The organism is Cupriavidus malaysiensis, from assembly GCF_001854325.1.
Taxonomy (GTDB): Bacteria; Pseudomonadota; Gammaproteobacteria; order Burkholderiales; family Burkholderiaceae; genus Cupriavidus; species Cupriavidus malaysiensis.
In genome coordinates, this window is record NZ_CP017755.1 from 826,820 (window position 1) to 852,150 (window position 25,331).

Annotated in this window: 21 protein-coding genes; 9 read left to right on the forward strand and 12 right to left on the reverse strand. The window is 70.0% G+C overall.

Annotated features, from left to right (window positions below):
- Positions 1 to 2: 2 nt before the first annotated feature.
- Positions 3 to 1,367: a DUF1254 domain-containing protein gene (locus BKK80_RS23450; RefSeq protein WP_084545720.1), complete on the forward strand. Its 1,365-nt coding sequence runs from the start codon at positions 3 to 5 to the stop codon at positions 1,365 to 1,367.
- Positions 1,364 to 2,353, forward strand: coding sequence for a Bug family tripartite tricarboxylate transporter substrate binding protein (locus BKK80_RS23455; RefSeq protein WP_071071515.1), 990 nt, complete (start codon positions 1,364 to 1,366; stop codon positions 2,351 to 2,353). Before BKK80_RS23450 ends, BKK80_RS23455 begins: the two co-directional genes overlap by 4 nt.
- A gap of 42 nt (positions 2,354 to 2,395) precedes the next feature.
- Here BKK80_RS23455 and BKK80_RS23460 read toward each other — a convergent pair whose 3' ends face one another.
- Positions 2,396 to 3,286 carry a LysR family transcriptional regulator gene (locus BKK80_RS23460; protein ID WP_071039518.1) on the reverse strand — a complete coding sequence of 297 codons (891 nt, stop codon included), beginning with the start codon at positions 3,284 to 3,286 and terminating at the stop codon, positions 2,396 to 2,398.
- A gap of 122 nt (positions 3,287 to 3,408) precedes the next feature.
- On the opposite strand from BKK80_RS23460, the gene BKK80_RS23465 reads away from it, so the two are divergent.
- From BKK80_RS23465 to BKK80_RS23485, 5 genes are all read left to right on the forward strand, one after another.
- Positions 3,409 to 4,050: a glutathione S-transferase family protein gene (locus BKK80_RS23465; protein WP_071071517.1), complete on the forward strand. Its 642-nt coding sequence runs from the start codon at positions 3,409 to 3,411 to the stop codon at positions 4,048 to 4,050.
- A gap of 75 nt (positions 4,051 to 4,125) precedes the next feature.
- Complete coding sequence (locus tag BKK80_RS23470) at positions 4,126 to 5,121, forward strand: pyridoxamine 5'-phosphate oxidase family protein (RefSeq protein ID WP_071071519.1); 996 nt, start codon at positions 4,126 to 4,128, stop codon at positions 5,119 to 5,121.
- Between the two features lie 410 nt (positions 5,122 to 5,531).
- Positions 5,532 to 7,856 (forward strand): patatin-like phospholipase family protein, encoded by a 2,325-nt coding sequence (locus BKK80_RS23475; protein ID WP_071022876.1) that lies wholly within the window; start codon positions 5,532 to 5,534, stop codon positions 7,854 to 7,856.
- A 208-nt stretch (positions 7,857 to 8,064) separates the two neighbouring features.
- A complete protein-coding gene (locus BKK80_RS23480; protein ID WP_083384697.1) occupies positions 8,065 to 9,231 on the forward strand; it encodes a porin in 1,167 nt (388 codons plus the stop codon).
- A 102-nt stretch (positions 9,232 to 9,333) separates the two neighbouring features.
- On the forward strand, positions 9,334 to 10,095 hold the full coding sequence (locus BKK80_RS23485; protein ID WP_071039520.1) for a YoaK family protein: 762 nt from the start codon (positions 9,334 to 9,336) through the stop codon (positions 10,093 to 10,095).
- 33 nt (positions 10,096 to 10,128) lie between these two features.
- Here BKK80_RS23485 and BKK80_RS23490 read toward each other — a convergent pair whose 3' ends face one another.
- Both BKK80_RS23490 and BKK80_RS23495 read right to left on the reverse strand, forming a co-directional pair.
- Positions 10,129 to 11,226, reverse strand: a complete 1,098-nt coding sequence (locus BKK80_RS23490) for a Zn-dependent alcohol dehydrogenase (protein WP_071071521.1) — start codon at positions 11,224 to 11,226, stop codon at positions 10,129 to 10,131.
- A gap of 167 nt (positions 11,227 to 11,393) precedes the next feature.
- The gene (locus BKK80_RS23495; RefSeq protein ID WP_071039521.1) at positions 11,394 to 12,410 is read right to left on the reverse strand and encodes a ferredoxin--NADP reductase; all 1,017 of its coding nucleotides are present in this window, start codon (positions 12,408 to 12,410) and stop codon (positions 11,394 to 11,396) included.
- A gap of 188 nt (positions 12,411 to 12,598) precedes the next feature.
- Here BKK80_RS23495 and BKK80_RS23500 point away from each other — a divergent pair, with 188 nt between their 5' ends.
- On the forward strand, positions 12,599 to 13,687 hold the full coding sequence (locus tag BKK80_RS23500; RefSeq protein WP_071021765.1) for a ferritin-like domain-containing protein: 1,089 nt from the start codon (positions 12,599 to 12,601) through the stop codon (positions 13,685 to 13,687).
- A gap of 156 nt (positions 13,688 to 13,843) precedes the next feature.
- Here the strand turns inward: BKK80_RS23500 and BKK80_RS23505 are convergent, their stop codons facing one another.
- The 3 genes from BKK80_RS23505 to BKK80_RS23515 all read right to left on the reverse strand — a co-directional run bounded on the left by BKK80_RS23505 (position 13,844) and on the right by BKK80_RS23515 (position 17,442).
- Positions 13,844 to 14,608: a TetR/AcrR family transcriptional regulator gene (locus tag BKK80_RS23505; protein WP_083384696.1), complete on the reverse strand. Its 765-nt coding sequence runs from the start codon at positions 14,606 to 14,608 to the stop codon at positions 13,844 to 13,846.
- A gap of 282 nt (positions 14,609 to 14,890) precedes the next feature.
- Positions 14,891 to 16,147 (reverse strand): alpha/beta fold hydrolase, encoded by a 1,257-nt coding sequence (locus BKK80_RS35795; RefSeq protein WP_084545721.1) that lies wholly within the window; start codon positions 16,145 to 16,147, stop codon positions 14,891 to 14,893.
- Positions 16,144 to 17,442, reverse strand: coding sequence for an MASE1 domain-containing protein (locus BKK80_RS23515; RefSeq protein ID WP_071039524.1), 1,299 nt, complete (start codon positions 17,440 to 17,442; stop codon positions 16,144 to 16,146). The genes BKK80_RS35795 and BKK80_RS23515 overlap by 4 nt, the downstream gene beginning before the upstream one ends.
- A gap of 263 nt (positions 17,443 to 17,705) precedes the next feature.
- Between BKK80_RS23515 and BKK80_RS23520 the strand changes: the two genes are divergently transcribed.
- Complete coding sequence (locus tag BKK80_RS23520; RefSeq protein ID WP_083384690.1) at positions 17,706 to 18,698, forward strand: Bug family tripartite tricarboxylate transporter substrate binding protein; 993 nt, start codon at positions 17,706 to 17,708, stop codon at positions 18,696 to 18,698.
- A 58-nt stretch (positions 18,699 to 18,756) separates the two neighbouring features.
- Here BKK80_RS23520 and BKK80_RS23525 read toward each other — a convergent pair whose 3' ends face one another.
- The 6 genes from BKK80_RS23525 to BKK80_RS23550 form a co-directional block, all read right to left on the reverse strand.
- Positions 18,757 to 20,232, reverse strand: a complete 1,476-nt coding sequence (locus BKK80_RS23525) for an amidohydrolase family protein (RefSeq protein WP_071071523.1) — start codon at positions 20,230 to 20,232, stop codon at positions 18,757 to 18,759.
- Entirely contained in the window at positions 20,229 to 21,023 is a 795-nt protein-coding gene (locus BKK80_RS23530) for an ABC transporter permease (protein ID WP_071039526.1), read from the reverse strand. Before BKK80_RS23530 ends, BKK80_RS23525 begins: the two co-directional genes overlap by 4 nt.
- A 33-nt stretch (positions 21,024 to 21,056) precedes the next feature.
- Positions 21,057 to 21,962 (reverse strand): ABC transporter ATP-binding protein, encoded by a 906-nt coding sequence (locus BKK80_RS23535; RefSeq protein ID WP_084085293.1) that lies wholly within the window; start codon positions 21,960 to 21,962, stop codon positions 21,057 to 21,059.
- 51 nt (positions 21,963 to 22,013) lie between these two features.
- Positions 22,014 to 23,009, reverse strand: a complete 996-nt coding sequence (locus BKK80_RS23540; RefSeq protein WP_071071525.1) for an ABC transporter substrate-binding protein — start codon at positions 23,007 to 23,009, stop codon at positions 22,014 to 22,016.
- Between the two features lie 442 nt (positions 23,010 to 23,451).
- A complete protein-coding gene (locus tag BKK80_RS23545) occupies positions 23,452 to 23,901 on the reverse strand; it encodes a hypothetical protein (RefSeq protein ID WP_071071527.1) in 450 nt (149 codons plus the stop codon).
- Positions 23,902 to 23,977: 76 nt separating this feature from the next.
- Positions 23,978 to 25,306, reverse strand: a complete 1,329-nt coding sequence (locus BKK80_RS23550) for an MFS transporter (protein ID WP_071021743.1) — start codon at positions 25,304 to 25,306, stop codon at positions 23,978 to 23,980.
- Between the last annotated feature and the right edge of the window lie 25 nt (positions 25,307 to 25,331).

Genomic DNA, 25,331 nt, shown 5'->3' on the forward strand with positions numbered 1-25,331 from the left:
CGATGACCTCCCATCCGACCCCCCATGACCCGCACGCACCCCACTCCGGTTCGCTCTCTGCGCAGCAGGCGCTGGCGCGCGAGGCGGTGCTGCACACCCTGCCGCTCTACGAAATGGCGCGCATGCGCGCGGCGACCTGCCCGCGCCGCGATGCGGCGGGCCGCTTCGCCGGCGACGGCCCGGCGTCGACGCTGCGCTGGGTCAACCAGATCACCCACACGCGCGAGCTGCTGGGGCCGCGCCATCGCCAGGTGGTGACGCCGAACAACGACACCCTGTACACCAATGCCTGGCTGGACCTGTCGCGCGGGCCGCTGCTGCTGGAGGTGCCGGACAGCCTGGGGCGCTACTACGTGCTGGGCCTGCTGGATTTCTATACCAATCCCTTCGGCTACATCGGCACGCGTACCACCGGCGCGGGGCCGGGCCGCTTCCTGCTGCATGCGCCGGGCTGGCAGGGCAGGGTGCCGGACGGCGCGCGCGCCATCGCCTGCCCGACCGATGCGGTCTGGATGATCGGCCGCCTGCTGGCCGAGGGCGAGGCGGACCTGCCCGCCGTGCATGCCTTCCAGGACGGCATCCGGCTGAGCCGTGCCGACGGGCAGCCGGCGGCCTTCGCCTTCGATGTGGCGATGCGCCCGGACGAGCGTCCCGGCGAGGCGCGCCGCTTTGCCGAGGTGGTCAACCGCGCGCTGCGCGACTATCCGCCCGACGCGCAGGAGGCGCCGCTGGTGGCGCGCTTCGCGCAGGTCGGCATCGGTGCCGGCTGCGAGGCGGGCGCGCTGGGCGAAGCGCAGCTGGCGGAACTGGCGGCCGCGCTGCAGGCCGTGCTGGCGGAACTGGACGTGCCGGCCGAAGCCGCCCTGGGCGGCGGCTGGAGCCTGCCGGTGGCGATCCGTGCCACCTTCGGCGCGCAGACTCTGCAGCGGGCCCAGGTGGCGAGGAACTATATCGGCGCGCTCGGCATCGAGGAGGCGATGTACGTGATCGCCGAGCGCGACGGTGACGGCGTGCCGCTCGATGGCCGCCAGGCCTACGTGCTGGACTTTCCCGCCGGCGGGCTGCCGCAGGTGGGCGCCTTCTGGTCGCTGACCCTGTATGACAAGCGCGATTGCATGCTGGTGGAGAACCCGCTGCAACGCTACTCGCTGGGCGACCGCTCGCCCGGCCTGCGCCACGAGGCCGATGGCGGCCTGCGCCTGCACCTGTCGGCCGTGCCGCCGGCGGACCCGGCATGCCGTGGCAACTGGCTGCCGGCCCCGACCGGTCCGTTCTACGTGGTGCTGCGGCTGTACATTCCCGCCGCGGCCCACCTCGACAACCACTTCGCCTATCCGCCCCTGCGCCGCGTGGAGGTGGGGCAATGAGCGCGCGCCTGACGCGGCGCGACCTGCTGGCGCGCGTGCCGGCGCTGGCCTTGCTGCTGGCCGGGGGCGTGCCACCGGCACGCGCGCAGGACTATCCCTCCCGCGCGGTGCGGCTGCTGTCGCCCTATGGGCCCGGCGGCTCCAACGATACCTCGGCACGCCTGCTGGCCGAGGCGCTGAGCCGCCGCTACGGCCAGCAGTTCGTGGTGGAGAACAAGCCGGGCGCGGGCACGCGCCTGGCCAATGAGCAGGTCGCCCATGCCAAGCCGGACGGCTACACGCTGCTGTGGGCGGCGGCGCCGTTCGCCATCAATACTACCGCCGGACTGCCGCAGCCCTATGACATCCGCAAGGACTTCGCCGCCATCGGGCCGCGCGTGCTGGGGCCGTTGTTCCTGATCGTGCGGGCCGATTCGCCGGCGCGCAACGTGGCGGACTTCGTGCGCCTGGCGCGCGCGCAGCGTGAGGGCGCGACCTTCGCTTCGCCCGGCGCGGGCTCGGGGCCGCACCTGGCTGCCGAACTGTTCGCCGCGCAGGGGCGTTTCCGCGACGTCAACGTGCATTTCCGCGGCGACGCCACCGCCTACACCGAGCTGCTGGCCGGCCGCGTCGATGCCACGCTGACGGCCATCACGTCGGCGCTGCCCTTCGTCAAGGCCGGCAAGCTGCGCGTGCTGGCCGTGGCGTCGGAGCAGCGCACGCCGGTCTACCCGCAGGCGCCGACCTTCGCCGAGCAGGGCTACCCCGGCGTGGTGGGCTACGGCTGGTTCGGCCTGCTGGCGCCGGCCGGCACGCCGGCGGCCATCGTGCAGCAGCTCAATCGCGATGCCAGCGCGGTGCTGGCCGGCGCCGGCACGCGCGACCGGCTGGTGGCGCTGGGCCTGCAGCCCGAGCCGGGCTCGAGCGCGGCGTTCGCCGGCTTCATCGATGCCGAGGTGAGCAAGTGGCGCGAGGTGATCCGCAGCGCCGGCATCGTGCTCGAGTAAGCGCCTGGTGCGGCGGCTGCGGCGGCGGATTCTGCTGCGACGCTAGCGGAAGCGCGGCCCCAGGTCGGCCTTCATCCACTCGAGGAAGGCCCGGCTGCGCGCCGGCAGCAGCCGCGCGTGCGGATAGATCAGCGACAGGGGCCAGGGCGTTTGCTCGAACGATTGCAGCACGATGCGCAGCTGGCGCGCCGCCACCAGCGGCGCCACCTGGTAGGAGAGGAAGTTGCCGAAGCCCGCGCCGGCGGCGCAGGCCGCCACCGCCGGCGCGGTCTGGTTGAATTCGAGATTGCCGCTCACGGGGACGTGGAAGGACTCGCCGTCCTCCTGGAAGGTCCACCAGTGCGCCGCATTGCCGATGAAGCGCACGCAGTTGTGCTGCGCCAGCTCGCGCGGGTGCGCCGGCACGCCGTGCCGGCGCAGGAAGGCCGGGGTCGCCACCACCACGCGCCGGATCCGGCCGACCGCCTGCGCCACCAGCGTGGAGTCCGCCAGCGGGCCGATGCGGATGCCGACGTCGATGTTCTCCTCCAGCAGGTTCACCACGCGGTCGGTGAATTCCATGCGGCAGCTCACCGCCGGATAACGCGCCGCGAAGCCCGTCACCGCCGGTGCCACGTACATCTGGCCGAACAGTACCGGCGCGGTGATGGTCAGTTGCCCGGCGGGCTCGACGTGGCGCGCGCTCAGCCCGGCCTCGACCTCGTCGACGGCGGCCAGGATGCGCCGGCAGCCGGCCAGGTAGCCGCGGCCCTCGTCGGTCAGCGAGAGCCGGCGCGTGGTGCGGTTGAGCAGCCGCACATTGAGTTCGGCCTCCAGCGCGGCGAGGGTGCGCACCACGGCCGGCAGCGAACTGCCGAGGGCGGTGGCGGCGGCAGTGAGGCTGCCTTCCTCGACGATGCGAACGAAGGCCTGCATGGCGCGTAGCTTGTCCATGGCCGCCACATTACTCCGATTCGTGGAGTAGTCAAATACGGACCGCCCCATTTATTGCAATCAGCGCGCGGGCCAGAATGGAGGCAACCGTTCGGCGCAAGCCGTTTCCCCGGAGACCCGAGATGACCCTTGCCGCATCCCCCGCCAATCCGCTCGTGCTGTATCACATGCCGCTGTCGGGGCACGCGCACCGCGCGCAGCTGTTCCTGTCGCTGCTCGGCCTGCCCTACCGGCTGGTGCCGGTGGACCTGCGCGGCGGCGAGCACAAGCGCCCGCTCTTCCTCAAGCTCAATCCCTTCGGCCAGGTTCCGGTGCTGGACGACAACGGCACCATCGTCAGCGATTCCAACGCCATCCTGGTCTACCTCGCCTTGCGCTACGACGACGGCCGCTGGCTGCCGCGCGACCCGGCCGGCGCCGCGGCGGTGCAGCGCTGGCTGTCGGTGGCCGCCGGCGAGATTGCCTTCGGGCCGGCGGCGGCGCGGCTGGCGGTGCTGTTCGGCGTGCCGCGGCCGCTCGATGACGCCATCGCGCGGGCCCGCGGCCTGTTCGCCTTGATGGAGCCCCTGCTGGCAGGGCAGCGCTTCCTGGCGGCAGACGCGCCGACGCTGGCCGACGTGGCGGCCTACAGTTACATCGCGCGTGCCGATGAGGGCAATATCTCTCTCGCGCCCTATCCGGCCCTGCGTGCCAGGCTGGCGGCGGTCGAGGCCTTGCCGGGCTTCGTGCCGATGCCCGCGACACCGGCGGGCCTGGCCGCCTAACCACCTGGCCGCTTGCGCGCCTGGCGCTGCCGCCTCATCTGCCTAAGGGAGCTAAGGGAGCTAAGGGAGATCATCATGGACACCAAGCCGGATGCCGCCGCCGGCGGCGACCTGCGCGGCTGGCCCCTCGCCGGCTCGCCGTTCCACGCTGGCGAGCAGGCCGCGCAGGAGCGCGCGGGCAAGCGGGCGTGGAGCGAGGCGGCCGGGCGGCGCGCCGTGCGGGCGCACATGCCCGTGCAGCACCGCGAGTTCTTCGCCCAGCTGCCGTGCCTGCTGCTCGGCGCGCTCGACGCCGAAGGGCAGCCGTGGGCGACCATGCTGGCCGGGGTGCCCGGCTTCGTGCAGGCGCCGGATCCGTATCACCTGAATATCGGCGCCGGGCTGCTGCCGGCCGATCCGCTCGACGGCGCGCTGCAGGCCGGCAGCGACGTCGGCATGCTTGGCATCGAGCTGCAGTCGCGCCGGCGCAACCGGGTCAACGGGCGGATCGAGGCCATCGGGCCGGCCGGCCTGCAGGTCGCGGTCAGCCAGAGCTTCGGCAACTGCCCGCGCTACATCCAGTTGCGCGCGGTGCGCACGGTGGCGCCGGCACCGTTGCCGGCCTGGCGCGGCGGGCGGCTCGACGAGGCCGCGCAGGATCTGCTGCGGCGGGCCGACACGGCCTTCATCGCCACGTACCACCGCGCGGCAGGGGAGCCGGCTACCGGCGGCGCCGACGTGTCGCACCGCGGCGGCAAGCCCGGCTTCCTGCGCGTGGATGGCGACGGCACCGTGACGTTTCCCGATTTCAACGGCAACGCCTACTTCAATACCATCGGCAACCTGCTGGCCTGGCCCCAGGCCGGGCTGCTGGTGCCCGATTTCGAGGACGGCACGCTGCTGCACCTGGGCGGAAGCGCCGAGGTGATCTGGGACGGGCCGGAGCTGGCCGGCTTCGCGGGCGCCGAGCGGCTGGTGCGCATCCATGTGGAGCGGGTGCTGCGGCGGCCGGGCGTGCTGCCGCTGCGCTGGGACTTCCAGGACTGGTCGCCGGCGCTGGCGGCGACCGGCAGCTGGCCGGCGCCGGCCTGAGGCGGTGGCTTGAGATGCCGGCCTGAGGTGCCGGCCTGAGGTGGCAGGTTCGGGCGGTGGCCGCACACGCCATGGCGGAGCATCGCGCGGCCGGATGGGCAGCGCGCAAGTGTTGTATCGTGTACACACGTCGGAGGCCCGCCGACGGCGCGGTGCCGCAATCGCCGCAGTGCTTGGTCTGCGGACCCGGCCCGGCCCCGCGCCATGCTTCTCAAGGGGCGGCGATTCGCCTATTGTGAGAGGTTTTGTCGCGCTGAATGGCGCGCGCCGCGAACAGGCCGGCGCGCCACGCGGCCCTGCCCGACTTCATCCGCCCCCTCGCCATGATCCGCACAGCCCATCGTGCCGCCGCCAGCCGCCTTGCGCCGCTCGGCGTCTGGCTGCTCCTGCTGGCCGCGCTCGCCTTGCCGATGCTGCTGCCTGTCGCCCGTGCCGCCACGCTGGCGAGTGCCTCCAGCGACGCTTCTGCGCCGGCGCGTGGTGGCTCGGGCGCTGCGGCGCCAGCCCTGCAGGGGCTGGCCGATGCCGCCCACGGCGCGCCCGGCAAGCGTCCGCGCATCTGCCTGGCCTTGTCCGGCGGCGGTGCGCGCGGCTATGCGCATATCGGTGTGCTGAAGGCGCTGGAGGCGCTGCACGTGCCGGTGGACTGCATCGCCGGCACCAGCATGGGTGCGGTGGTCGGCGGTCTCTACGCCAGCGGCCTGTCCGCCGGCGAACTGGAGCAGCGCCTGTCGCACACCGACCTGAGCGATATCGCCTTCGACCGCAATGAGCGCGCGCAACTGCCGCAGAAACTGCGTGAGGACAATTTCGCCTATCCGATCGGCATCTCGCTCGGTTTCGGCGACAAGAAGTTCAAGCTGCCGACCGGCCTGGTGCAAGGCAACCGCCTGTTCGCGCTGCTGCAGAACTGGACCGCGCAACTGCCCGCGGAGGTGGATTTCGACAAGCTGCCGGTGCCGTTCCGCACCGTGGCCACCGATCTCGGCAGCGGCCAGCCGGTGGTGTTCGACCACGGCTCGCTGCCGACCGCCATCCGCGCCAGCGTGGCGGTGCCGGGCCTGTTCGCGCCGATCCAGGTCGGCGGGCGCACGCTGGTCGACGGCGGGCTGGTCAGCAACCTGCCGGTGCAGCTCGCGCGCGACATGGGCGCCGACGTGGTGATCGCCGTCAACGTGGGTTCGCCGCTGGAGGACCCGGCCAGCCTGAACTCGCCGGCCGACGTCACCCAGCAGATGGTGACCATCCTGATGAACCAGAACGTCGCCACGCAGAAGGGCTTGCTGCATGGCAGCGACGTGCTGCTGGAACCCCAGCTGGGCGACCTGTCCTTCACGGACTTCTCGCGTGCCAACGACGGCGTCCAGGCCGGCTGGCTGGCGACGCAGGGAGCCAGCCAGCGCCTGGCGGCGCTGGCGCTGGCGCCCGAAGCCTGGCAGGCCTATCTGGACACGCGCCACGGCGCGCCCGAATTGTCGCCGCTGGCGCGCATCGATGGCATCGACATCAACACGCACGGCCACATTCCCGCCAGCTATGTGCGCGAATACCTGAACGTGCGCGAGGGCGATCGTTATGACGCGGTGGCGCTCAACCGCGAACTGGCCCAGTTGTCGACCACGGGTGATTTCGAGAGCGTGACGCAGGAACTGGTCACCCAGCCGGGGCCGGACGGCACGGCGCGCAATGTGCTCAAGGTGGACGCGCACGAGAAGTCCTGGGGGCCGCAATTCCTGCTGTTCGGCTTCGGCCTGTCGAACAGTTTCAACGGGCAGGGCGCCTTCAACCTGCAGATCGGCCACCGCTACCCGTGGCTGACGCCGGGCGGCCTCGAATGGCGCAACGACCTGGTGCTGGGCAGCAACCAGGCCAGCTGGCACACCGAACTGCGCCAGCCGGTGTTCGACCGCTTCGGTTTCTACATCGCCCCCTATGCCGAGTACAGCCGCAAGCACATCGATGTCTATCCCGACAACGCCTCCGACCGCCGCGCCACCCCGCTGACCGCTTACCGTGTCGACACCGCCCTGGCGGGGATCGACTTCGGCGTGCCGATCGGCCGCCTGGGCGAATTCCGCGCCGGCCTGAACTACCAGCAGGTGCAGTATTCGCCCTCTTATAACGTGACCAGCAGCAGTGGCAGGCTGTTCCCCAGCGGCCGCGTCAGCCAGCCTACGGTGCGCGCGCAGCTGACCATCGACCAGCTCGACGATCCGCAGTTCCCGCGCAAGGGCTACTACCTGCTGGCCACCAACGAAATGGCGCTGGGCGGCACCGACAACCGCTTCGACGAAGCCTACGCCAAGGCGCTGTGGGCGGCCAGCGTGGGGCGCCATACGCTGAACCTGGCGGCCGAGGCCGGCATGACCTACGGCGATCACCGCTCGAACTCCAGCTTCAGCGGAGGCCTGGGCTTCACGCTGGGCGGTTTCCAGCACCTGGCAGCCTATGCCACCGACCAGTTCGCCGGCAACTACCTGCTGTACGGCCGCGCGACCTACCTGAACGACCTGCACGAATTCATCCTGCCGGGCTTCCGCACCACCGTGGTCGGCGCCAGCCTGGAGGTGGGGGATGTCTGGCTGCGCCGGCGCAATTTCGGTAATGGTCCGTTCAAGAGCAGCGGCAGCCTGTTTATCGGTGGCAACAGTGCGATCGGCCCGCTCTACTTCGGCGTGGCGGGCGCGCCCAACGGTGTGTGGAACCTGTACCTTCAGCTCGGCCGGGTCTTCTAGCGCCTGCGCGGGGTGTGCCTGCGCTCACCGGGGGCGCGCACATGTGTAGCGGGCAGGCAACTCACACTGAAGTTTGATATCGCCACGCGGGCAGCCGGCGTACGCTGCGGGCTTTCCAGACCCACGCGGCGGCGTGAGCCGGCCGGTGCCGGCATGGCCGGCATCGCTGCCAGCCGCCGCGGCGATCGAGCCAGAGGAGGAAGGCCGCATGCAGGAGCCGCTGTCCACGCGATCTTGGCCCCATCCGCGCCGGCGCGCGCGGCAAGGCGCCGCCGCCATCTGCCGCAGCGTGTCGCTGGTGCCGCTCGGACTGTCGTTGCTGGCCGCCTTGCCGTCGGCGCATGCGCAGTCCGCGGTGGTCATCTACGGGCGCCTGAACACGGCACTGGAATACGTCAGTGCCAGCACCGCCAGCGACGGCAGCAAGCTCGGCGACGCGGCGCGGCTGTCCAACTACCGCTCCGTCTTCGGGCTGCGCGGCGAGGAGGCGCTGGGCTACGGGCTCAAGGCGGTGTGGCAGATCGAGAGCACCTTGTCGATCGACACCGGTGCCGGCCAGATCGCTGCGCGCGATACGCGCCTCGGCCTCGACAGTCCCTACGGCATGGTCTTCATGGGCAACTGGGACACGCCCTACACCGCGTCGACCAAGACCTACGATCCCTATTACCCGACCACGGCCGGCTACATGGCCCTGCTCGGCAACGGTGCCGCGGCGACCACCGACAACGTGCAGAACACCAGTTCCTTCGACCGCCGCCAGAAGAACATCCTGCAGTACCAGTCGCCGTCCTGGGGCGGCTTCTCCGCCAACCTCGGCTACGGCCTGCCGGAGGAGAAGCTGACCGTGCCGCGCAATCCCGCGCTGTACTCGATGGCCGCCGCCTACAACCGCGGCGGGCTCAACGTGGCGCTGGCCTACGAGATCCACCAGCACTACCAGGCCGCTGGCCGCAACGACGACGCGATCAAGTTCGGCGTGTCCTACCAGTTTGCCGCCACGCGCCTCAGCGCCTTGTACGAACATCTGCACTATCGCACCGCCAGCGGCGATCTCGAGCGCAACGGCGCCTACGCCTCGCTGGTGCAGCAGGTCGGCACAGGCAGTATCCGCGCGGGCGTGGGCTGGGTCGGCAACGGCACCGGCAGTGCCACGGAGACGATCGGCTTCTTCCGCAGCGGGCCGGGGACCGGTGCGTTGCAGTTCACCGTGGGCTACGACTACCCGCTGTCCAAGCGCACCGCGCTCTACGGGTACTACAGCCGCATCAACAACCGCAGCAATGCGGTCTACGATTTCGCCATCAACCCCGCCGGTGTGAAGGCGGGGGCCGATCCGCAGGTATTCGCGCTCGGCATGCGGCACAACTTCTAGCGGCGCGCGGCGCGCGGAGCGCCGGCGCCGCGGCGACAGGGAGAGCCCGATGACAATGCATGATCCTTCGTTCCGCATCGCGGCCCGGCCGGGGAGGCCGTCATGAACCCGGCCGCTGCCGGCGCCGTGGCCAAGGCCGGCGTTCCCGCGGATGCGCTGGCCGGGCAGCGCCGCCTCGACCTGCTGCTCGGCACCTTGTTCGCCTTCGTCGCGGGCTATGTCGACGCGGTCGGTTTCGTCGCGCTGTCCGGCCTGTTCACCGCGCACGTGACCGGCAACTTCATCATGATCGGCATCGGCGTGGCGGGGCACCCGCATGGCCTGCTGCTCAAGCTGCTGGCCTTGCCGGCCTTCATCGTCTCGGTGGCCGCCACGCGCCTGGCCGAGGGCCGCCTGATCCGCTCGGGGCGTGCGCCGGTGCCGCCCCTGCTGCTCGCGCAGTGCGCGCTGCTGGCGGGCTTCATGCTGGTGGGCCTGCGTGCCGTGCCGAACGATCCCGGCACGCCGGCCGCGCTCGCCGCCGGCCTGCTCGGCGTGGCCGCCATGGGTGTGCAGAATGCGTTGTCGCGGACCGTGCTGGCGCGCCTGGGGCCGACCACCATCATGACCGGCAACACCACCCAGATCGTCATCGACCTGGTCGACCTGCCGTTTGCCGAGGGTGAGCGGCGCGCCGACCTGCGCGCGCGACTGGCCAAGATGGCACCCGCGGTCGGCGCCTTCGCCGCCGGGGCGGTGCTGGGTGCGCTCGCCCACGCGGGCTGGTCCCTGTGGAGCTTGCTGGTGCCCCTGCTGCTGCTGGTGGCGGTCGACCTGTACCTGTGGCGCGGGCAGCCCGGCGGCAGCCCGCCGCCCGGCCACTGAATGCGGCGGCGGGCCCGCGCGTCAAGCCATTCCCTACAGGCCGCCTACGCCCGGGAACGTGACCACGCAGCGCGCCACACTGCCGGACTGCATGGCGATAAAGCCCTCGTTGATCTCGTCGAGCGGGATCCGCTGCGAGATCAATTCGTCGAGCAACAGCTTGCCCTGCATGTACAGCTCGACCAGGCGCGGGATGTCGATGCTCAAGCGGTTCGACCCCATCAGCGAGCCCTGCAGGCGTTTCTCGCGCAAGAAGTCGATGGCCGGAAGCTCGATCTTCGTGTCGGGGCGGAACAAGCCGATCACCGTGGCGGTGCCGGCCGGCCCCAGCATCGCATAGCACTGCTCCACGGTCTGCTTGAGGCCGATGCACTCGAAGGCGAAGTCTGCTCCGCCACCTGTCAGCGACAACACTTGCGCCACCGCATCGCCCTCGCTGGCATTCATCACGTCGGTGGCCCCGAATCCGCGCGCCATCTCCAGCTTGGCCGGCAGCATGTCGACCGCGATGATCCGCGCGGCCCCGGCGATGGCGGCGCCATTGATGGCAGAGAGGCCGACACCGCCGCAACCCACCACCACGACGCTGCTGCCCGGCTGCACTTTCGCGCTGTGGAAGACCGCTCCCGTGCCGGTGATCACCGCGCAGCCGAGCAAGGCCGCGCGGTCGAGCGGCATGTCCTCGCGGATTTTCACCAGCGCATTTTCGTGTACCAGGATCTGCTCCGCGAAGCCCGAAAGGTTGAAGACCTGGCTGAGCGGATTGCCGGCCAGGCGCAGACGGTCGGCCTTGCCTGCGGCCTGCTTCACTTCGGGGTTCTGGCACAAGACCTGATGGCCCGATGCACAAACCGGGCAGTATCCGCAATAGACCGACAGGCAGCCGACCACGTGGTCGCCTGCCTTCAGGCCGGAAACCCCGGATCCGACCGCCTCCACGACTCCCGATACCTCGTGGCCGAGCACCGCGGGCAATGGCAGCGGATAGATGCCGTGGATCATGTGGAGATCGCTGTGGCACAAGCCCACGGCAGCCGTGCGCACCAGGACTTCGCGCGAGCCCGGCTTGGCGACGGCAACGTCGCGAATGACAAGCGGTGCGCCTATCGTTTCCATCACTGCAGCTTTCATCTTCTGTCTCCTATCGTTTTTCAACTCCAACCATGCTGATCCGCCTACTCGGTCGACCCGTTCGACCCGCTCGACCCGTTTGAATTGTCTGAGTCGCACCCTTGCGCCGCCGCGCGCGGGCCGGGTCCCGCAACGGCTGCCGCTGCGGACCTTGATGCCCGCAAGATTCAAACGTCGAAGGTGACGGCCACCGGCCGGCCGTGGCGCGGATGCGCCTGGCAAGCGAGGATCCAGCCGGCCGCGAGATCGTCGGCATTGAATACGTCATTGCGTGCGTGGATGACCTCACCGTCCATGCATTTCGCCGCGCACGATCCGCAGTAGCCCTCCTCGCAGGCGTACGGCACGTCCAACCCGACCGCGCGAGCGGCCTGCAGCAGTGTCTGGCCGCCGGCCACGCGCACCACGTGCTCGGTTCCCCGGGTCGTGATGCGTGCATCGCAATCGTGGCCCGGCCCGGGCGCGATTGCCTGCCCTGGCGCGGCGGGCGGCGCGTCGAATCGCTCCAGGTGCACACGGGCGTCCGGGATCCCTGCGGCCGCCGCCGCCTGTTGCACGGTCGCCATGAAAGGCGCCGGACCGCACAGGTAGAGCTGGCAGCCGCTGCTGCGCCCGAGCAGCCGGGCGAGGCTGCCGGTCTCGGGGTAGCCATCGCGGTCGTCATAGTGCATCACGACCTCCAGCCTGTCCGGATGCCCGTGCGCCAGGCGGGCGATGGCGTCCCCGAAGATGACGCTGTCCGCGTCCCGATTGGCATAGAAGAGCGTGACCGAGCGCCGCGTGCCCGCCAGTACGGAGCGGATCATCGAAAGGATCGGCGTGATACCGCTGCCGGCGGCGCAGAACACCACGGACGATTCGCCTTCGTCGCACACGAACCGGCCGCTGGGCGCGCTGACTTCCAGCACCGTCCCGGGCCTGACATGGGCATGGAACCAGTGCGAGACCCGGCCGTGCGGGACACGCTTGACCGTGACCGTCGGTGGTCCGCCTGCCTCCGGCGAGCTGGACAACGAGTAGCTGCGGGTCAGGATTTCCCCATGCACGTTTACCCTGAAGGTCAGGTGCTGCCCTCCTCGATAGCGGAACGACGCTTGCAGCGCCTCCGGCACGAGAAGCGCGTAGGAGCGCGCTTCTCCAGTCTCCTCGACCACATCGGCAACGGCCAGGCTATGGAACTGCATGGGGTCTCCTCCTCCTTCTTCGTACCGCGCGTATCGCGTCCCGGGTACTTGATTTCATCAGAAACAGAATTATGCTTCTATTTATAGCCGGAGACAAAAACGAAGACAAGGCCGTTCTCCCCGAACTCCGGCAAGGCGGTCCGCGGGGATGGATCGGCTATCGGCGCGAGCCCATCAAAGGAGACAACATGTCATCGCTGCACCGCTACACCTTGCCCGTGATGCAGACCGGCTGGTCTGTCAGCAGCCAGGTAGCCACCGAGTTCAACTGGGAGTACGACGACGAGTCGTCGAAGCTCCTGCAGCTCTATGAGACCAGCAAGAAGCAGCAGTGGAACGCGACGGACCGGATCGACTGGTCGCAGGAACTCGATCCGGAGAATCCGCAGGAGCTCGACGACCGCATGATCCCCATCTACGGCACGAAGTTGTGGGACCGGCTGGGCGAGAAGGAGCGCATCGACGTACGCATTCATCAGCAGGCACATTCGCTGTCGCAGTTCCTGCATGGCGAGCAAGGTGCGCTGATGGTCGCCGCGCGCATCGTGCAGATGGTGCCGGAGATCGACGCCAAGTTCTACGCGGCTACCCAGACCATGGACGAAGCGCGCCACGTGGAGGCGTATTCCCGCCTGCTGCACGAGAAGGTAGGCGTCATGTATCCGATCACGCCTGGCCTGAAATCGCTGCTGGAATCCATTCTCACCGATTCGAGGTGGGACTTCTGCTATCTCGGCATGCAGGTTCTGGTCGAGGGGCTCGCGCTTGCGGCCTTCCAGCGTATCCGCGACTACTCGAAGAACCCTCTGGCGGCATCGATCAATGCCTATGTGATGCAGGACGAGGCGCGCCACGTCGCCTTCGGGCGCACCGCGTTGCGCGGCTACTATCCACAACTGACGCAGGCCGAACAGCGCGAGCGCGAAGATTTCGTCATCGAAGCGTGCTACCAGATGCGTGACCGCTTCGACCAGAAGGAAGTATGGGGCCGCTTGGGCCTGCCCGAGGAGGAGTGCGCAAAGGCGGTGCTGGAGTCGGAGCATATGCGCATGTTCCGCCATCGACTGTTCAGCCGCATCGTGCCCACCGTGAAGGATATCGGCTTGTGGAGCCCGCGCGTGCAGGAGGCTTTCGCCGCCATGGGCGCGATCGAGTTCGCCAATGTCGACGTCGAGGCGCAGTTTGCCAACGACCAGAAGGTCGCGGAGGAGTTCGATGCGCGCCGCCATGTGATGAGCACCATCGACGGTGCGCGCAGCGCCGGCCTCCAGCAGTAGCCGGACACGATGGGTGCCCGGGCACGCGGAGGTCCGCCCGGGCCGCATCGAGGATGAAAACGGAACCGAAATTCTATTTTTGTGCCGATGCGCATTGTGAAGATCGCGCGGCTCCGGCCATGCGGCTGGAAGGCGAGACGGCTTCGGGGAGAGCGGCTATCGCGCAGGACGGTGCTTGCCGCGGGGGGCTCGGGATTCGGGCAATCCGAGGTAGCGGCTCACCATGCGGTTCAGATGCGGTTCGATTGCCGCGTCGTCGAGATGCAGCGGCCCGGGATCGTGCAGCAGGACGTTGGAAAGCGTTCCGACAATGAACTGGATGGCCGCACGGACCTCGAAGATCGCAATCTCGCGGGAGCGGTCACGGAGCTGGCTGGCCAGCCAGGGCTCTACCAGCCCGATGATGCGGCGATTGGCATTGCGCAGGGGATTCAGTTCGAGACCACGCATTGTGTAGTGCCGCAGGAAGGCGCGAAACAAGCCTCGGTTCTCGCGATACTGGCTGACATAGAGATGCGTGATCTGGTCGACGATGGCCTCGGCCGGCCCGGTCTGCCAGACCGTATGTTCTGCGATCGAACGGAGCACGACCTGTTCGACTTCACCGAGCGCCACGTCGAGGACATAGGCGAGCATGGCCTCCTTGTCCTTGAAACGCGCGTAGAAGGCGCCGATGGATGTCTTCGCGGCCGCCACGACTTCGCCAAGGGAGATCTCGTCGAGGTTTCCCCGCTCCTCTGCCAGCGCCCGGCAGGCCGCCACCATCTTCGCCAGGCTCTGTTCGCTGCGCGATTGGAGCGGACGGCGGACCAGGCCTTCGGCCTCCCCGCTGGTCCTCGGCATCCTGGTCCCGCGCTGCGCGGTGGAACCGGCTCGCGCCACGGCAGTTCGTCGCGAGGTGGACTTGGGCGAAGTGGGCATGGCGATCCGGCTGTGCCTATCCTATCTGGAGGTCGTTTCCATTCGAGGAAATGGCGAACGTCTGGTCAGTGTCCTGCCTGTTGCGTCAGCGAGGAACAATGGAAAATGGTCCGGGCGCTGTCGGGCGGCATCGGGCAGGATTCTAACTCCCAAAGACAGGCCAAGGCATTCGAGAGTACTCGGGATACGACCGACAGCCCGCGGATCGACGACTCCACTGAATCGCTGAAATCGGTCGGTGCCTGCCATGTCTTTCCCCTCCCATTTCAATGATTCAGTGGACTAGGCGGCGACGCCGCTGTGATCGCCCGAGCCGCCATCGTTGCCCCCCTCGTTGCCGTCATTGCGGTGGCCGCGGTAGTCGACGGTGGCGATGCGTCCGTTGCGCAGGCGCAGCGTCTGCACGCCGTGGCTGGCCACCGGGCGGCCCTCGTGGACGGCGGAGACATGCAGCTCCAGCTCGACGGTCTGGCCCTCGATGCGCGGCGACGCCGCGGTCTCGATGCGCAGCGTGCCGCCGGTCATGGCGCCGGCCTGCGCGAACATGGCGATGACCGCGTCGCGGTCGTCGAAGCTGCCGTCGAGCAGCAGGCTGTTCTGGTGGCGCCAGCGCACGCTGGGCTCGAGCAGGGGGAACAGCGATTCCTGCTGACCATGCGTCAGCGCGCGCAGGTAGTCGTCGGCGAGCGCGCGCACGGCATCGGCATCCATCGGGATCTCGACCTCGGCACGTGCCTGCCGGCGTGCGCGTGGCGAGGCGGCATCGGCGCTCAGCCCGAAGAAGCCCAGCACGGTGCTGACCACCTGTTCTCGATCGTTGTCCACGCAGATCATGTGGTAGCTGTTCTCCAGGGCCACCGTCTGGATGCCCGGTACGCTGCGCGCGAGGAAGCGCAGCGATCGCAGGCTGGTCAGCTCGTCCTCGCGCGCATGCATCGACAGCGTCGGGCAGACGATGCGGTGGGCGCTGCGCAGCACCCAGCCGCGCAGGCGGTCCACCTGCCGCACGCAGGCCAGCGGCACCCAGCGGTAGTGGAAGTTGTCGCCGCGCTCGAACTTGGCCTTGACGATGGCGCGCACGAGGTCGTTCTTGATGCCGTAGGGTTCGTCTTCCTCGACGCGCATGCGCGCCGGCAGGCCGGGAATGCGGTAGACCGGATAGCGCAGCCAGCGGTACCAGGGCGTCGACCAGCCGTCGATGTAGACGGGCGCCGCCAGCGTCACCAGCCGGCCCTTGCGATGCTGGCGCCGCTCGCACAGCTGCGCCGCCAGCAGCCCGCCCAGGCACATGCCCATCACGTGGAAGGTCTCGTACTGGCCGACCAGCTCGTCGTAGGCATCGAGCACGGTGTCGAGCCAGTCCTCGGCGCGCACGCCCACCAGGTCCTCGGGACGAGAGCCGTGCCCGGGCAGCGTGACCGCGTGCGTCTGCACGCCCGCGCGACGCAGGGCCTTGTGCAGCGGGCCCAGGTCGAACTGCGTGCCGCCCAGTCCGTGGATCAGCAGGGCGCCGGTGCCGGCGCCCGGGGTCGGAGTCATGCCGCGTCGCGCTCCGTGCCGGTCGATTCGGCCTGCCCGGGCTCCAGGCGCCAGGCGCCGGCGATCAGGGCGACCGATTCGTCGCCGTCCAGCAACGGCCCGCTCATATCGACCACGGTGCGGGTGGCGCCGGCCGGCAGCAGCAGGCGGAAGCGCAGGTCGGCGCGCGCGTCGCCGTCGCTCTCGGCGAGCCAGCGCCGGCGTACCTTGCCGCGGTCGTCAGGGTGGACATGGGCGAGCACGGCGTCGAGATCGGCCAGGCCGGCCTCGGCGATACCCAGCGTGCGCCGGGTATCGCCGCTCCAGCGCAGCCGCCCGCTGTGCGGATCGAGGCAGTAGACCAGCTGGCCGCTGGCGGCCAGCGCCAGCGTCACGTCGTTCTGGCGCCGTGCCGATTGTTCGTGCAACTGCTCGCGGCTGGTGCGCAGCGTGCTGATCAGCAGGGTCAGCAGCGCAGCCACCGCCAGGTAGATCTGCGCTTCCAGCAAGGAGTGGCCGCGATGGATCGCGGTCTCGGCGAAGGGACCTTCGCCCTGGCCGGTATTGAGCAGCACGAACACGGCCAGGAAGGCCACCGCCATCGAACCGCCGCGCCCGCCCCACAGCAGCGTCACCATGGCGGCGAAGAAGAGCGGGAAATAGGTCAGCGCGTAGGCGATGCCCAGCGGCAGCTGCGCGCTGGTCCTGCCGTCGAAGACGACGAAGGTGGTCAGCACCAGCGCGATGAAGGCGGCCAGGCCGAACAGGAAGTCGGCGCGGTCCTGCCCGCCGGAGCGCATGGCACGGAAGCGCGACCAGCCGGCGAAGACCGGCGTGACGATCAGCACGCCGACCAGGTCGGCCACGGCCCAGACGCGGGCGGTGCGCCAGAAGGGCACGTCGAGGAAGAAGGTGAACCAGCCCGCGCCGATGACAGCGCCGACCACGCTGGAGAACAGGCCGGCCAGCAGCAGGCCGCGTACGAAGGCCACGCCCTCCAGCGAGAAATGCGTCATGCGCACCAGGGCCACGGCCAGCGCCGCCGAGCCGATCTCGTCGGCGGAGAACAGCACCATGCGGAAGGCGTCGCGTCCCTCCACCCAGCCCAGCGCCATCTGGGCGGCGAAGAAGGCCAGGCTGACCGGCAGCCAGCGGCGCGTCGGCGTGAGCATGAAGGCTGCCATGGTGACGCCGGCCGGCAGCCAGATATAGCCGGCGGCGGCGAAGGGCCCGTTGAGCTGGTGCGAGGCGTAGCCGCTGAAGGCGTACAGCGCCGCCCACAGCAGCAGGCTTGCAGCTTGATTCAATGGTTTCACGATCAGATTCCTTGGCTTCGGCCCGGGGCTGGCGTGCCGCCGACGGGAAAACGCGCCAGCCGGTGCCGCGGCTGACCCGCACCGGCCCGGGCCGGAAGGGGATGATAAGCGGGCATGGGTCTTCGCGCACCCCCGTGTGCACGCCAGGGCATTGCCTATTGTCATAAAAACGTCACAATTGCGGCTGGCGCGCGCCGGCGCGATGTCCGCGGGACCACTTCGCCGGCCGGCCTTGCCCATACCTGGAATCAAGGGGAGACTCCATGCACGACAAGATGACACGACGCGGTTTCGGTCGCCTGGGCGCCGCCGCGCTGCTGGCCGGCGCAGCCCTGGGTGCGGGCCCGGCCGCCGCGGCCTGGCCGGACAAGCCGATCCGCCTGGTGGTCGGTTTCCCGCCCGGCGGGCCGGTCGACACCCATGCGCGCCTGCTGGCGGAAAAGCTGCAGCCGCTGCTGGGCCAGACCATCGTGGTCGACTACAAGGCCGGCGCGGCCGGCAACATCGGTTCCGACACCGTCGCCAAGGCCGCCCCGGACGGCTACACGCTGCTGCTGGCCAACACCGGCCAGATGGCGATCAACGGCTCGCTCTATCCCAAGCTCAGCTACGCCATGCCGCGCGATTTCGCGCCGGTGGCGCGCACCGCGCTGATCCCGCTGGTGATGGTGGTCAACAACAACGTGCCGGCGCACAACCTGAAGGAATTCATCGCCTACGCCAAGGCCAATCCCGGCAAGTTGAACTTCGCCTCGGGCGGCAACGGCGGCATCTCGCACCTGATGCCCGAGATGTTCATGCAGGCCACCGGCACCGACCTGACCCACGTGCCCTACAAGGGCAGCGCGCCGGCCCTGACCGACGTGATGTCCGGACAGGCGCAGATGATGGCCGACTCGGTGCCCCTGTTCACCGGCTTCATCAAGGGCGGCAAGGTGCGTGCGCTGGCCGTCACCTCACGCCACCGCTCGCCGGCGCTGCCCAATGTGCCGACCATGGAAGAGGCGGGACTGAAGAATTTCGAGGTGGTCGGCTTCTACGGCATGCTGGCGCCGGCCGGCACGCCCAAGGACGTGGTGGCCCGCCTGGCCGGCGCGCTGGAAACGGTGCTGAAGGACCCGGACACGCGCGCCAAGCTCGAGGTGCAGGGAGCGGAAGCTGCCTGGCAGGGGCCGGAAGCCTTCGCCAGGACCATTGCCGCTGAGCAGAAGCTGTGGGGGCAGGCGGTCAAGGCCTCGGGCGCCACCATCGACTGAGGTCCGAAGCCTTTCCCGCGGCGGCGCCCACGCAAGTCACGCAAGTCCCTCAAGTCCCTCAGGCCGCCAGCCGGTCGGCGCGTTCGCGCAGGGCGCGCACGGCCGCGCGGGCCTGGGCGCCCAGTTCCGCCAGGTCGAGGCCGGCTACCTGGTCGTGCTCGGCCACCAGCCGGCCGCCGACCAGCAGCGCGCGCAAGGCGGGCCGGCCGCCGCTGGCCACCGGGGCGATGCCGGGATCGTGCAGGCCGAAGCAGCGCGGATCATCCAGGCGGTAGATGGCGAGGTCGGCGGCCATGCCCTCGCGCAGCGTGCCGACCCGGCTCAGGCCCAGCACGGCGGCGCCGCCGGCGGTGCCCCAGCGCACCACGTCCTCCACCCGCGCCGCGTCGGCGCCGCCCTCGAAGCTGCCGCCCTGCGCCAGCGGCCGGGCTGCCTCTCCACGCCGCGCGCGCTGCAGCAGCCAGGCCGCGTGTGCCTCCGAGATCATGTCCGCCGCCTCGTTCGAGGCGGCGCCGTCCACCCCCAGCGAGACCGGCACGCCGGCCGCCTCCAGTGCGGGGATATCGGCGATGCCGCTGCCCAGCCGGCCGTTGCTCTGGGGGCAGTGGGCGATGCCGGTGCCGCTGGCGCCGAGCTGCCGGATCTCCTCCGGCGCCAACTTGACCAGGTGCGCGAACCAGACGTCGGGGCCCAGCCACTCGTGCTCGGCGCAGAAGCCGACCGGCGTGGCGGCGAAGCGTGCCAGCGCCGTATTCTGGTATTCGACCGTCTCCGACAGGTGGCTGTGCAGCCGGATGCCCAGCCGGCGCGCGCTGCGCGCGCAGGCGCGCAGTTCCTCCGGCGCCATCGAATAGAGCGGCGTGGTCGGGGCCATCGCCACGCGCCGCATGGCGTCCGGGGCCGGGTCGTGGTAACGCGCCACCAGCCGCTCGCAGTCGGCCAGGAAGGCATCCAGCGATTCCGGGCGCAGCGCCTGCGGCAGCTCGCTTTCCAGCTGGCGGGTGCGGGTGGCGCCGCCGCGGCACAGCACGAAGCGCAGGCCGAGCGCCTCGGCCTCCTCGAACAGGATGGCCGAACTGTCGAAGGGCATGCCCGGGTAGTAGAGATAGTTGTGGTCGGCGACCGTGCCGCAGCCGCTGCGCAGCAGCTCGACCAGGCCGATGCGCGCGGCCAGGCGGAAGGTGGCTTCGTCGAAGGCGGCGCGGAATCGGTAGGGCGTGGCGCCCAGCCAGGGCGTCAGGCTCAGGTCGAGGCCGGCCGGGTCGCCCTTGAGCAGCGACTGGAACAGGTGGTGATGGGTGTTGACCCAGGCCGGGTAGACCGCGCAGTCGGTGGCGTCGATCTGCGCTTCGCCCGCCAGCGGCGCCAGCGCGCCGATGGCCTCGATGCAGCCGTCGCGCACGCGCAGGTCGGGGCCGGGATGCCGTTCGCCGGGGCCGGGCAGCCCGGTCAGGATGGCCGCGGCGTTGCGGATCAGCAGCGAGGGCGCCGGCGAGGGAGAGGGAAAAGGAGAGGAGGGGGCGGAAGGGGTCATGCCAGCTCGCTTTCGTGCCAGTGGGAGAGAACCAGCCGCGACAGCGCGACCATCAGGCCGAACAGGGCCACGCCGGTCAGCGTGATCAGCAGCAGCGCCGCGAACAGGCGCGGGATGTTCAGCGCGAAGCCGGCCTGCAGGATCTGGTAGGCCAGCCCCGCGCCGGTGCCGCCGGTGCCGGCGACGAACTCCGCCACCACCGCGCCGATCAGCGCCAGCCCGCAGGAGATGCGCAGGCCGCCGAAGAAATAGGGCAGCGCGCTGGGGATGCGCAGGCGCCGCAGCGTGTCCCAGCGGCTGGCGCGGTTCAGGCGGAACAGGTTGAGCAGGCCTGGGTTGACGCTGCGCAGGCCGAGCACGGTGTTGGAGAGGATGGGGAAGACCGCCACCATGGTGGCGCAGATCACCAGGGCCAGGGTCGGCTCCTTGACCCAGATGATGATCAGCGGGGCGATGGCCACCACGGGTGTCACCTGCAGCAGGATGGCGTAGGGGAACAGGCTGGCTTCGATCAGCCGGCTCTGCACGAACAGGAAGGCGGCGGCGGTGCCGAGCACCACGGCCAGCGCGAAGGCCAGCAGCGTGATCTTCAGCGTCACCAGCAGCGAGCCGGCCAGCAGGCTCCAGTCTTCCACCAGCGTGTGCAGGATGGTCAGCGGGGCGGGCACCAGGTAGGCGGGTACCTGCAGCACCATGCAGGCGGCCTGCCAGGCCAGCAGGAGCAGCACGCCGACGGCGAGGGGCGCGGCGATGCGCTGCGCGGCGGGGCGCGAGAGCAGCGGAGGGGTCATGATGTTCTCCTGGCGAGGGATGGGGGCAGCGGTTCAGGACGGCTGGGCGGCATCGCCGGCGGCGGCGTTGGCCTCGGCCAGCAGTGTCGACAACTGGCTGCAGTACTGCACGAAGGCGGGCGAGACGCGGAAGGCTTCGTCGCGCGGCCCCGGCGCTTCGATCGGCACGTCGGCGATCACGCGGCCCGGGCGCGCCGCCATCACCACCACGCGGGTCGACAGGTAGACCGCCTCGTAGATGCTGTGGGTGACGAACACCACGGTCAGGCCGCGCTCGGCCCATAGCGCGCGCAGGTCGGCGTCGAGCTTGTTGCGCGTGAACTCGTCCAGCGCGCCGAAAGGCTCGTCCATCAGCAGCAGGTCGGGACCGGTGGCAAGCGCGCGGGCGATCGATACGCGCATCTGCATGCCGCCCGACAGCTCGCGCGGATAGGATCCGGCGAAGCGCTCCAGCCCGACCAGTGCCAGCGCGCGCCGCACGCGTTCGTCGCTGTCGGCGCGCGGCATGCGCGCCAGGTCGAGCGGCAGGCGGACATTGGCCGCCACCTTGGCCCACGGCATCAGCGTCGCTTCCTGGAACACCATGGCCATGGTGCGCCCGCCGTCGCGGGCCGTGCCCACGCCGATGGCCGGGCCGCCCCACCAGCGCAGGTGTCCGGCGCTGGGCGTCTCCAGGCCGGCGAAGAGCTTGAGCAAGGTGCTCTTGCCGCAGCCGGACGGGCCCAGCAGCGAGACGAAGTCACCGGGCCGGATGGCAAGCTTGACGCGCTCGAGCGCCACCGTGCCGTTGGGATAGGTCTTCTCGACCTGGTTGGCGAAGAGCAGGGCGTCGTCGGCGCCGGCCGGCAAGGCGGTGCCGGCGGGCGGCTGCCCGGTCTGGGCGGGAGCGGGGGCGGGTGCGCCGCCGAGGGGCGCGCCGCTGCGGAAGAGGGCGGTCATGGCAATCTCCGGCTGTCTGGCTTCATGTCTTGCCGTTGGCGGCGCGCCCCGTCAGGGCATCACCTTGAGGTCCTTGACGAACTGCGTGGTGTAGGCCTGCTTCCAGTCGACGTCGGCCTTCAGCAGCCCGGTGCCGACCATGAAGTCGCGCGTCTTCTTCCAGCGCGTGTCGGTCATCACGCCGATGCCCTGCACCGCCGCGTCGCCGCCGCCCACCAGCTTGAAGGCCTTGAGCTTGTCCACGCCCCAGGCGAGCTGGTCGTCCTTCATGTTCGGGTTGTCCTGCTTGATCAGGGCATTGCCCGGCGCGGGGTCGGCCAGGTAGCTCTTCCAGCCTTCCATCGAGGCCTTGACGAAGCGCGCCACCAGCTCGGGCTTTTCCTTCACGGTCTTCTGCATGGCCACGATGGTGGTGCCGTAGGGCGGATAGCCGTCGTCGGCGAACAGGAAGAACTTCGTCTTCACGCCGGCCTTGGTGGCGGCGAACACCTCGGACGAGGCGTAGGCCTGCTGGGTCGACTTCGGATCGGCGATGAAGGGCTGCAGGTTGAAGGTGTAGACCCGCGACTGGCTCTCGTCGAGCTGGTACTTCTCCTTCAGCCAGGGCCACCACGTGGTGCGGCCGGAGGTCGAGACCAGGATGGTGCGGCCCTTGAGGTCGGCCAGGCCCTTGACGTCCTCGTGCGTCATCAGGCCCTGCAGGTCCGACTGGAAGGACGCGGCCACGGTGGTGGCCGGCACGCCCTGCTCGATGCCCTTGAGCACCTGCAGGTCGTAGCCCATCAGGAAGTCGGCCTGGCCGCTGGTCAGGATCTGCATGCCGTTGACCTGCGGGCCGCCCATGCGGATGGTCACGTCGAGCCCGTACTTCTTGTAGATGCCGGTGGCGACCGCCTGGTAGAAGCCGCCATGCTCGGCCTGGGCATACCACGAGGTCAGGAAGGTGACCTTGTCGGCCGCGGCCGCGGTGCCGGGGGCGGCGGCGAAAGCGCCGAGGGCGAGCGCGGCGGCGAGGAGCGCGCGGCGCAGGGGGGAAGGCGACGTCATGGGGACTCCTTTCAGGGTGGTTTGATACGCAAGGGACAGCAGGGCGCGCGGTCCGGACGGGCGGGGTCCGGAAGCGGATGGGGGGAGGCAGCAATGGGGAAGTCGGGACATCGTCGGCCAGGCTCTCGGTCAGCCGGCCACGCCGGCCGGTGTCGAACACGGCGCCCCCTGCCGGGCTGGCCGGCGCGAGGCGCATGGTGTGCAACCCGTGGGTTGCGAGAGCAATGTCCCGCGCCGGCGAACCCCGCCCCGCGGGGGGGCGATGCCGGCGCTAACCGCTTCTACTCGATACAGGGATCAGCAAGGGCCGTGCCAAGGCGCCGGCGCTGCCGGAGGGCCGGCGCGGCAGCCGGACGGGGTGCGTGGCCGGGGGCTTGAGCCGTTTTGGTGCGCGGCGGACAGGCGTCGGCACCAAGTCGGTGTGGCGCGCCGGGACGGGCGCTCAGGACGCCGCCGGCGGGGCGGAAGCCGGCACCTTGCGCGGCAGTTTCGCGCATTGTCCGAAGGCCGTGGTCATGCAGCAGGCGTCGCCGCTCCAGTCGGCGCGGAAGACGCGGCCGTCGGGGCCGGTGACCAGGCGGCGCCGGCAGATGCCGTTGTGCACGACCAGCGGCGGGTCGGTCGGGGCGCGCGCATCGTTCGGGCCGGTGCCGGGCGCGCGGGCGCCAGGGACTTCCTCCACCCAGAGGTAGGCCGTGCCGTCGGGCACGACCTGCACGGCCTGCGGCGGGCCCCACTGCACCTTGGCTTCTTCGATGGGGGCCGCGTGCCAGGTATCGAGGGCACGCTGCATGACGTTGTCCTGCAGGCTGGCGCAGGCGGCCAGCGTGCAAAGGGCCAGGCCCGCGCAGAGTGTGGAGCGCCGGGGCTGGCGAGGGCGGGCGTGCGGCATGGTTCCTCCGGCGGCAAGGGGATCCCGCCAAAGGCTAGCCCGCGGCCGCGCGGCTGACAAGCGGCCGGCCGCCGCCTTATGCGGGTTTGCCCACCACCGGCGCCAGCACCGGCGCGCTGCCGTCCGCTGCGCGGTCGTCATCCGGGCCGCCGCTGCCGCCGGCCTGGTCGAGGTCCATGCCGCGCGTCTCGGGCAGCAGCAGCGCGGCGCCCACCACCATGGCGTAGCCGGCACCGGCGACGATAGCGATGGCGATCGGCAGCGAGGTGCGGCCGCTGCTGAGCCAGCCGACCGACAGCGGAAACAGCGAGCCGATCACGCGCCCGATGTTGTACGAGACGCCGTAGCCGGTCGCGCGGATATCGTTCGGATAGGACTCCGAGATGGTGGCGCCGATGCCGGCGAACACGCCCTGCATCAGCACGCCCAGCGGGAAGCCCAGCAGCAGCATCGAGGTGTTGGAGACCGGAATCACCATATAGACCATGGCCATCACCAGCGCGCCGGCGGCGAAGGCGACATAGGTCAGGCGCCGGCCCCAGCGATCGGAGGCATAGGAGCCGGCCACGTAGCCGGCCAGCGAACCGACGATGGTCACGGCCAGGTAGGAGCTGGTGCCGAACACCGACAGGCCGCGTTCCGTCTTGAGGAAGGTCGGCAGCCAGGTGGCGATGGCGTAGTAGGCGCCCAGCATGCCGCCGGACAGCAGGCTGCACAGCACCGTCTTGCCCAGCAGCTGGCGGCTGCCCAGGCGTGCCAGCTGGCCGAGCGCCGAGGGGCCGGTGCCGGCCTCGGCCCGGCTCTTGACGAAGACCTCGGGCTCTTCCAGGTTGCGGCGCATGTAGATGACGATCAGCGCCGGCAGGATGCCGACGAAGAAGCAGGCCCGCCACGCCGTCTCCGGCGGCAGCACGCTGAAGGCGATCGCATAGGCGATGGCGGCGGCGCCCCAGCCGAAGGAATAGCTGCTGGCGGTGAAGCCGGAATACTTGCCGCGGTGGGCCGGGTTGCGGATCAGCTCGGTGACCAGCACCATGCACAGCGAGGACTCGCCGCCGAAGCCCAGGCCCTGCAGCATGCGGAAGGCCATCAGCTGTTCGGGGCTGTTGGCCAGGCCGCACAGGAAGCAGGACACGCAGAACAGTACGATGGTCCAGCGCAGCACGCGCACGCGGCCATAGCGGTCGGCCAGGATGCCGGCGCCGATGGCGCCGACCAGCGAGGACACCAGCGTCCAGGTGACGATGGCGCCCGCCGTCGACTTGCTCATGCCCCACTGGGCGATCAGCGTCGTGATCAGGAAGGAATAGATCATGAAGTCGAACACGTCGACCGCATGCCCGAGGAAAGCGCCGTAGAAGCCCTTGCGCTCCATGCGTGATAGATCCCGGAACCAGTCCAGCATGATCGCTCCTTCTGTTCTTTGAGAT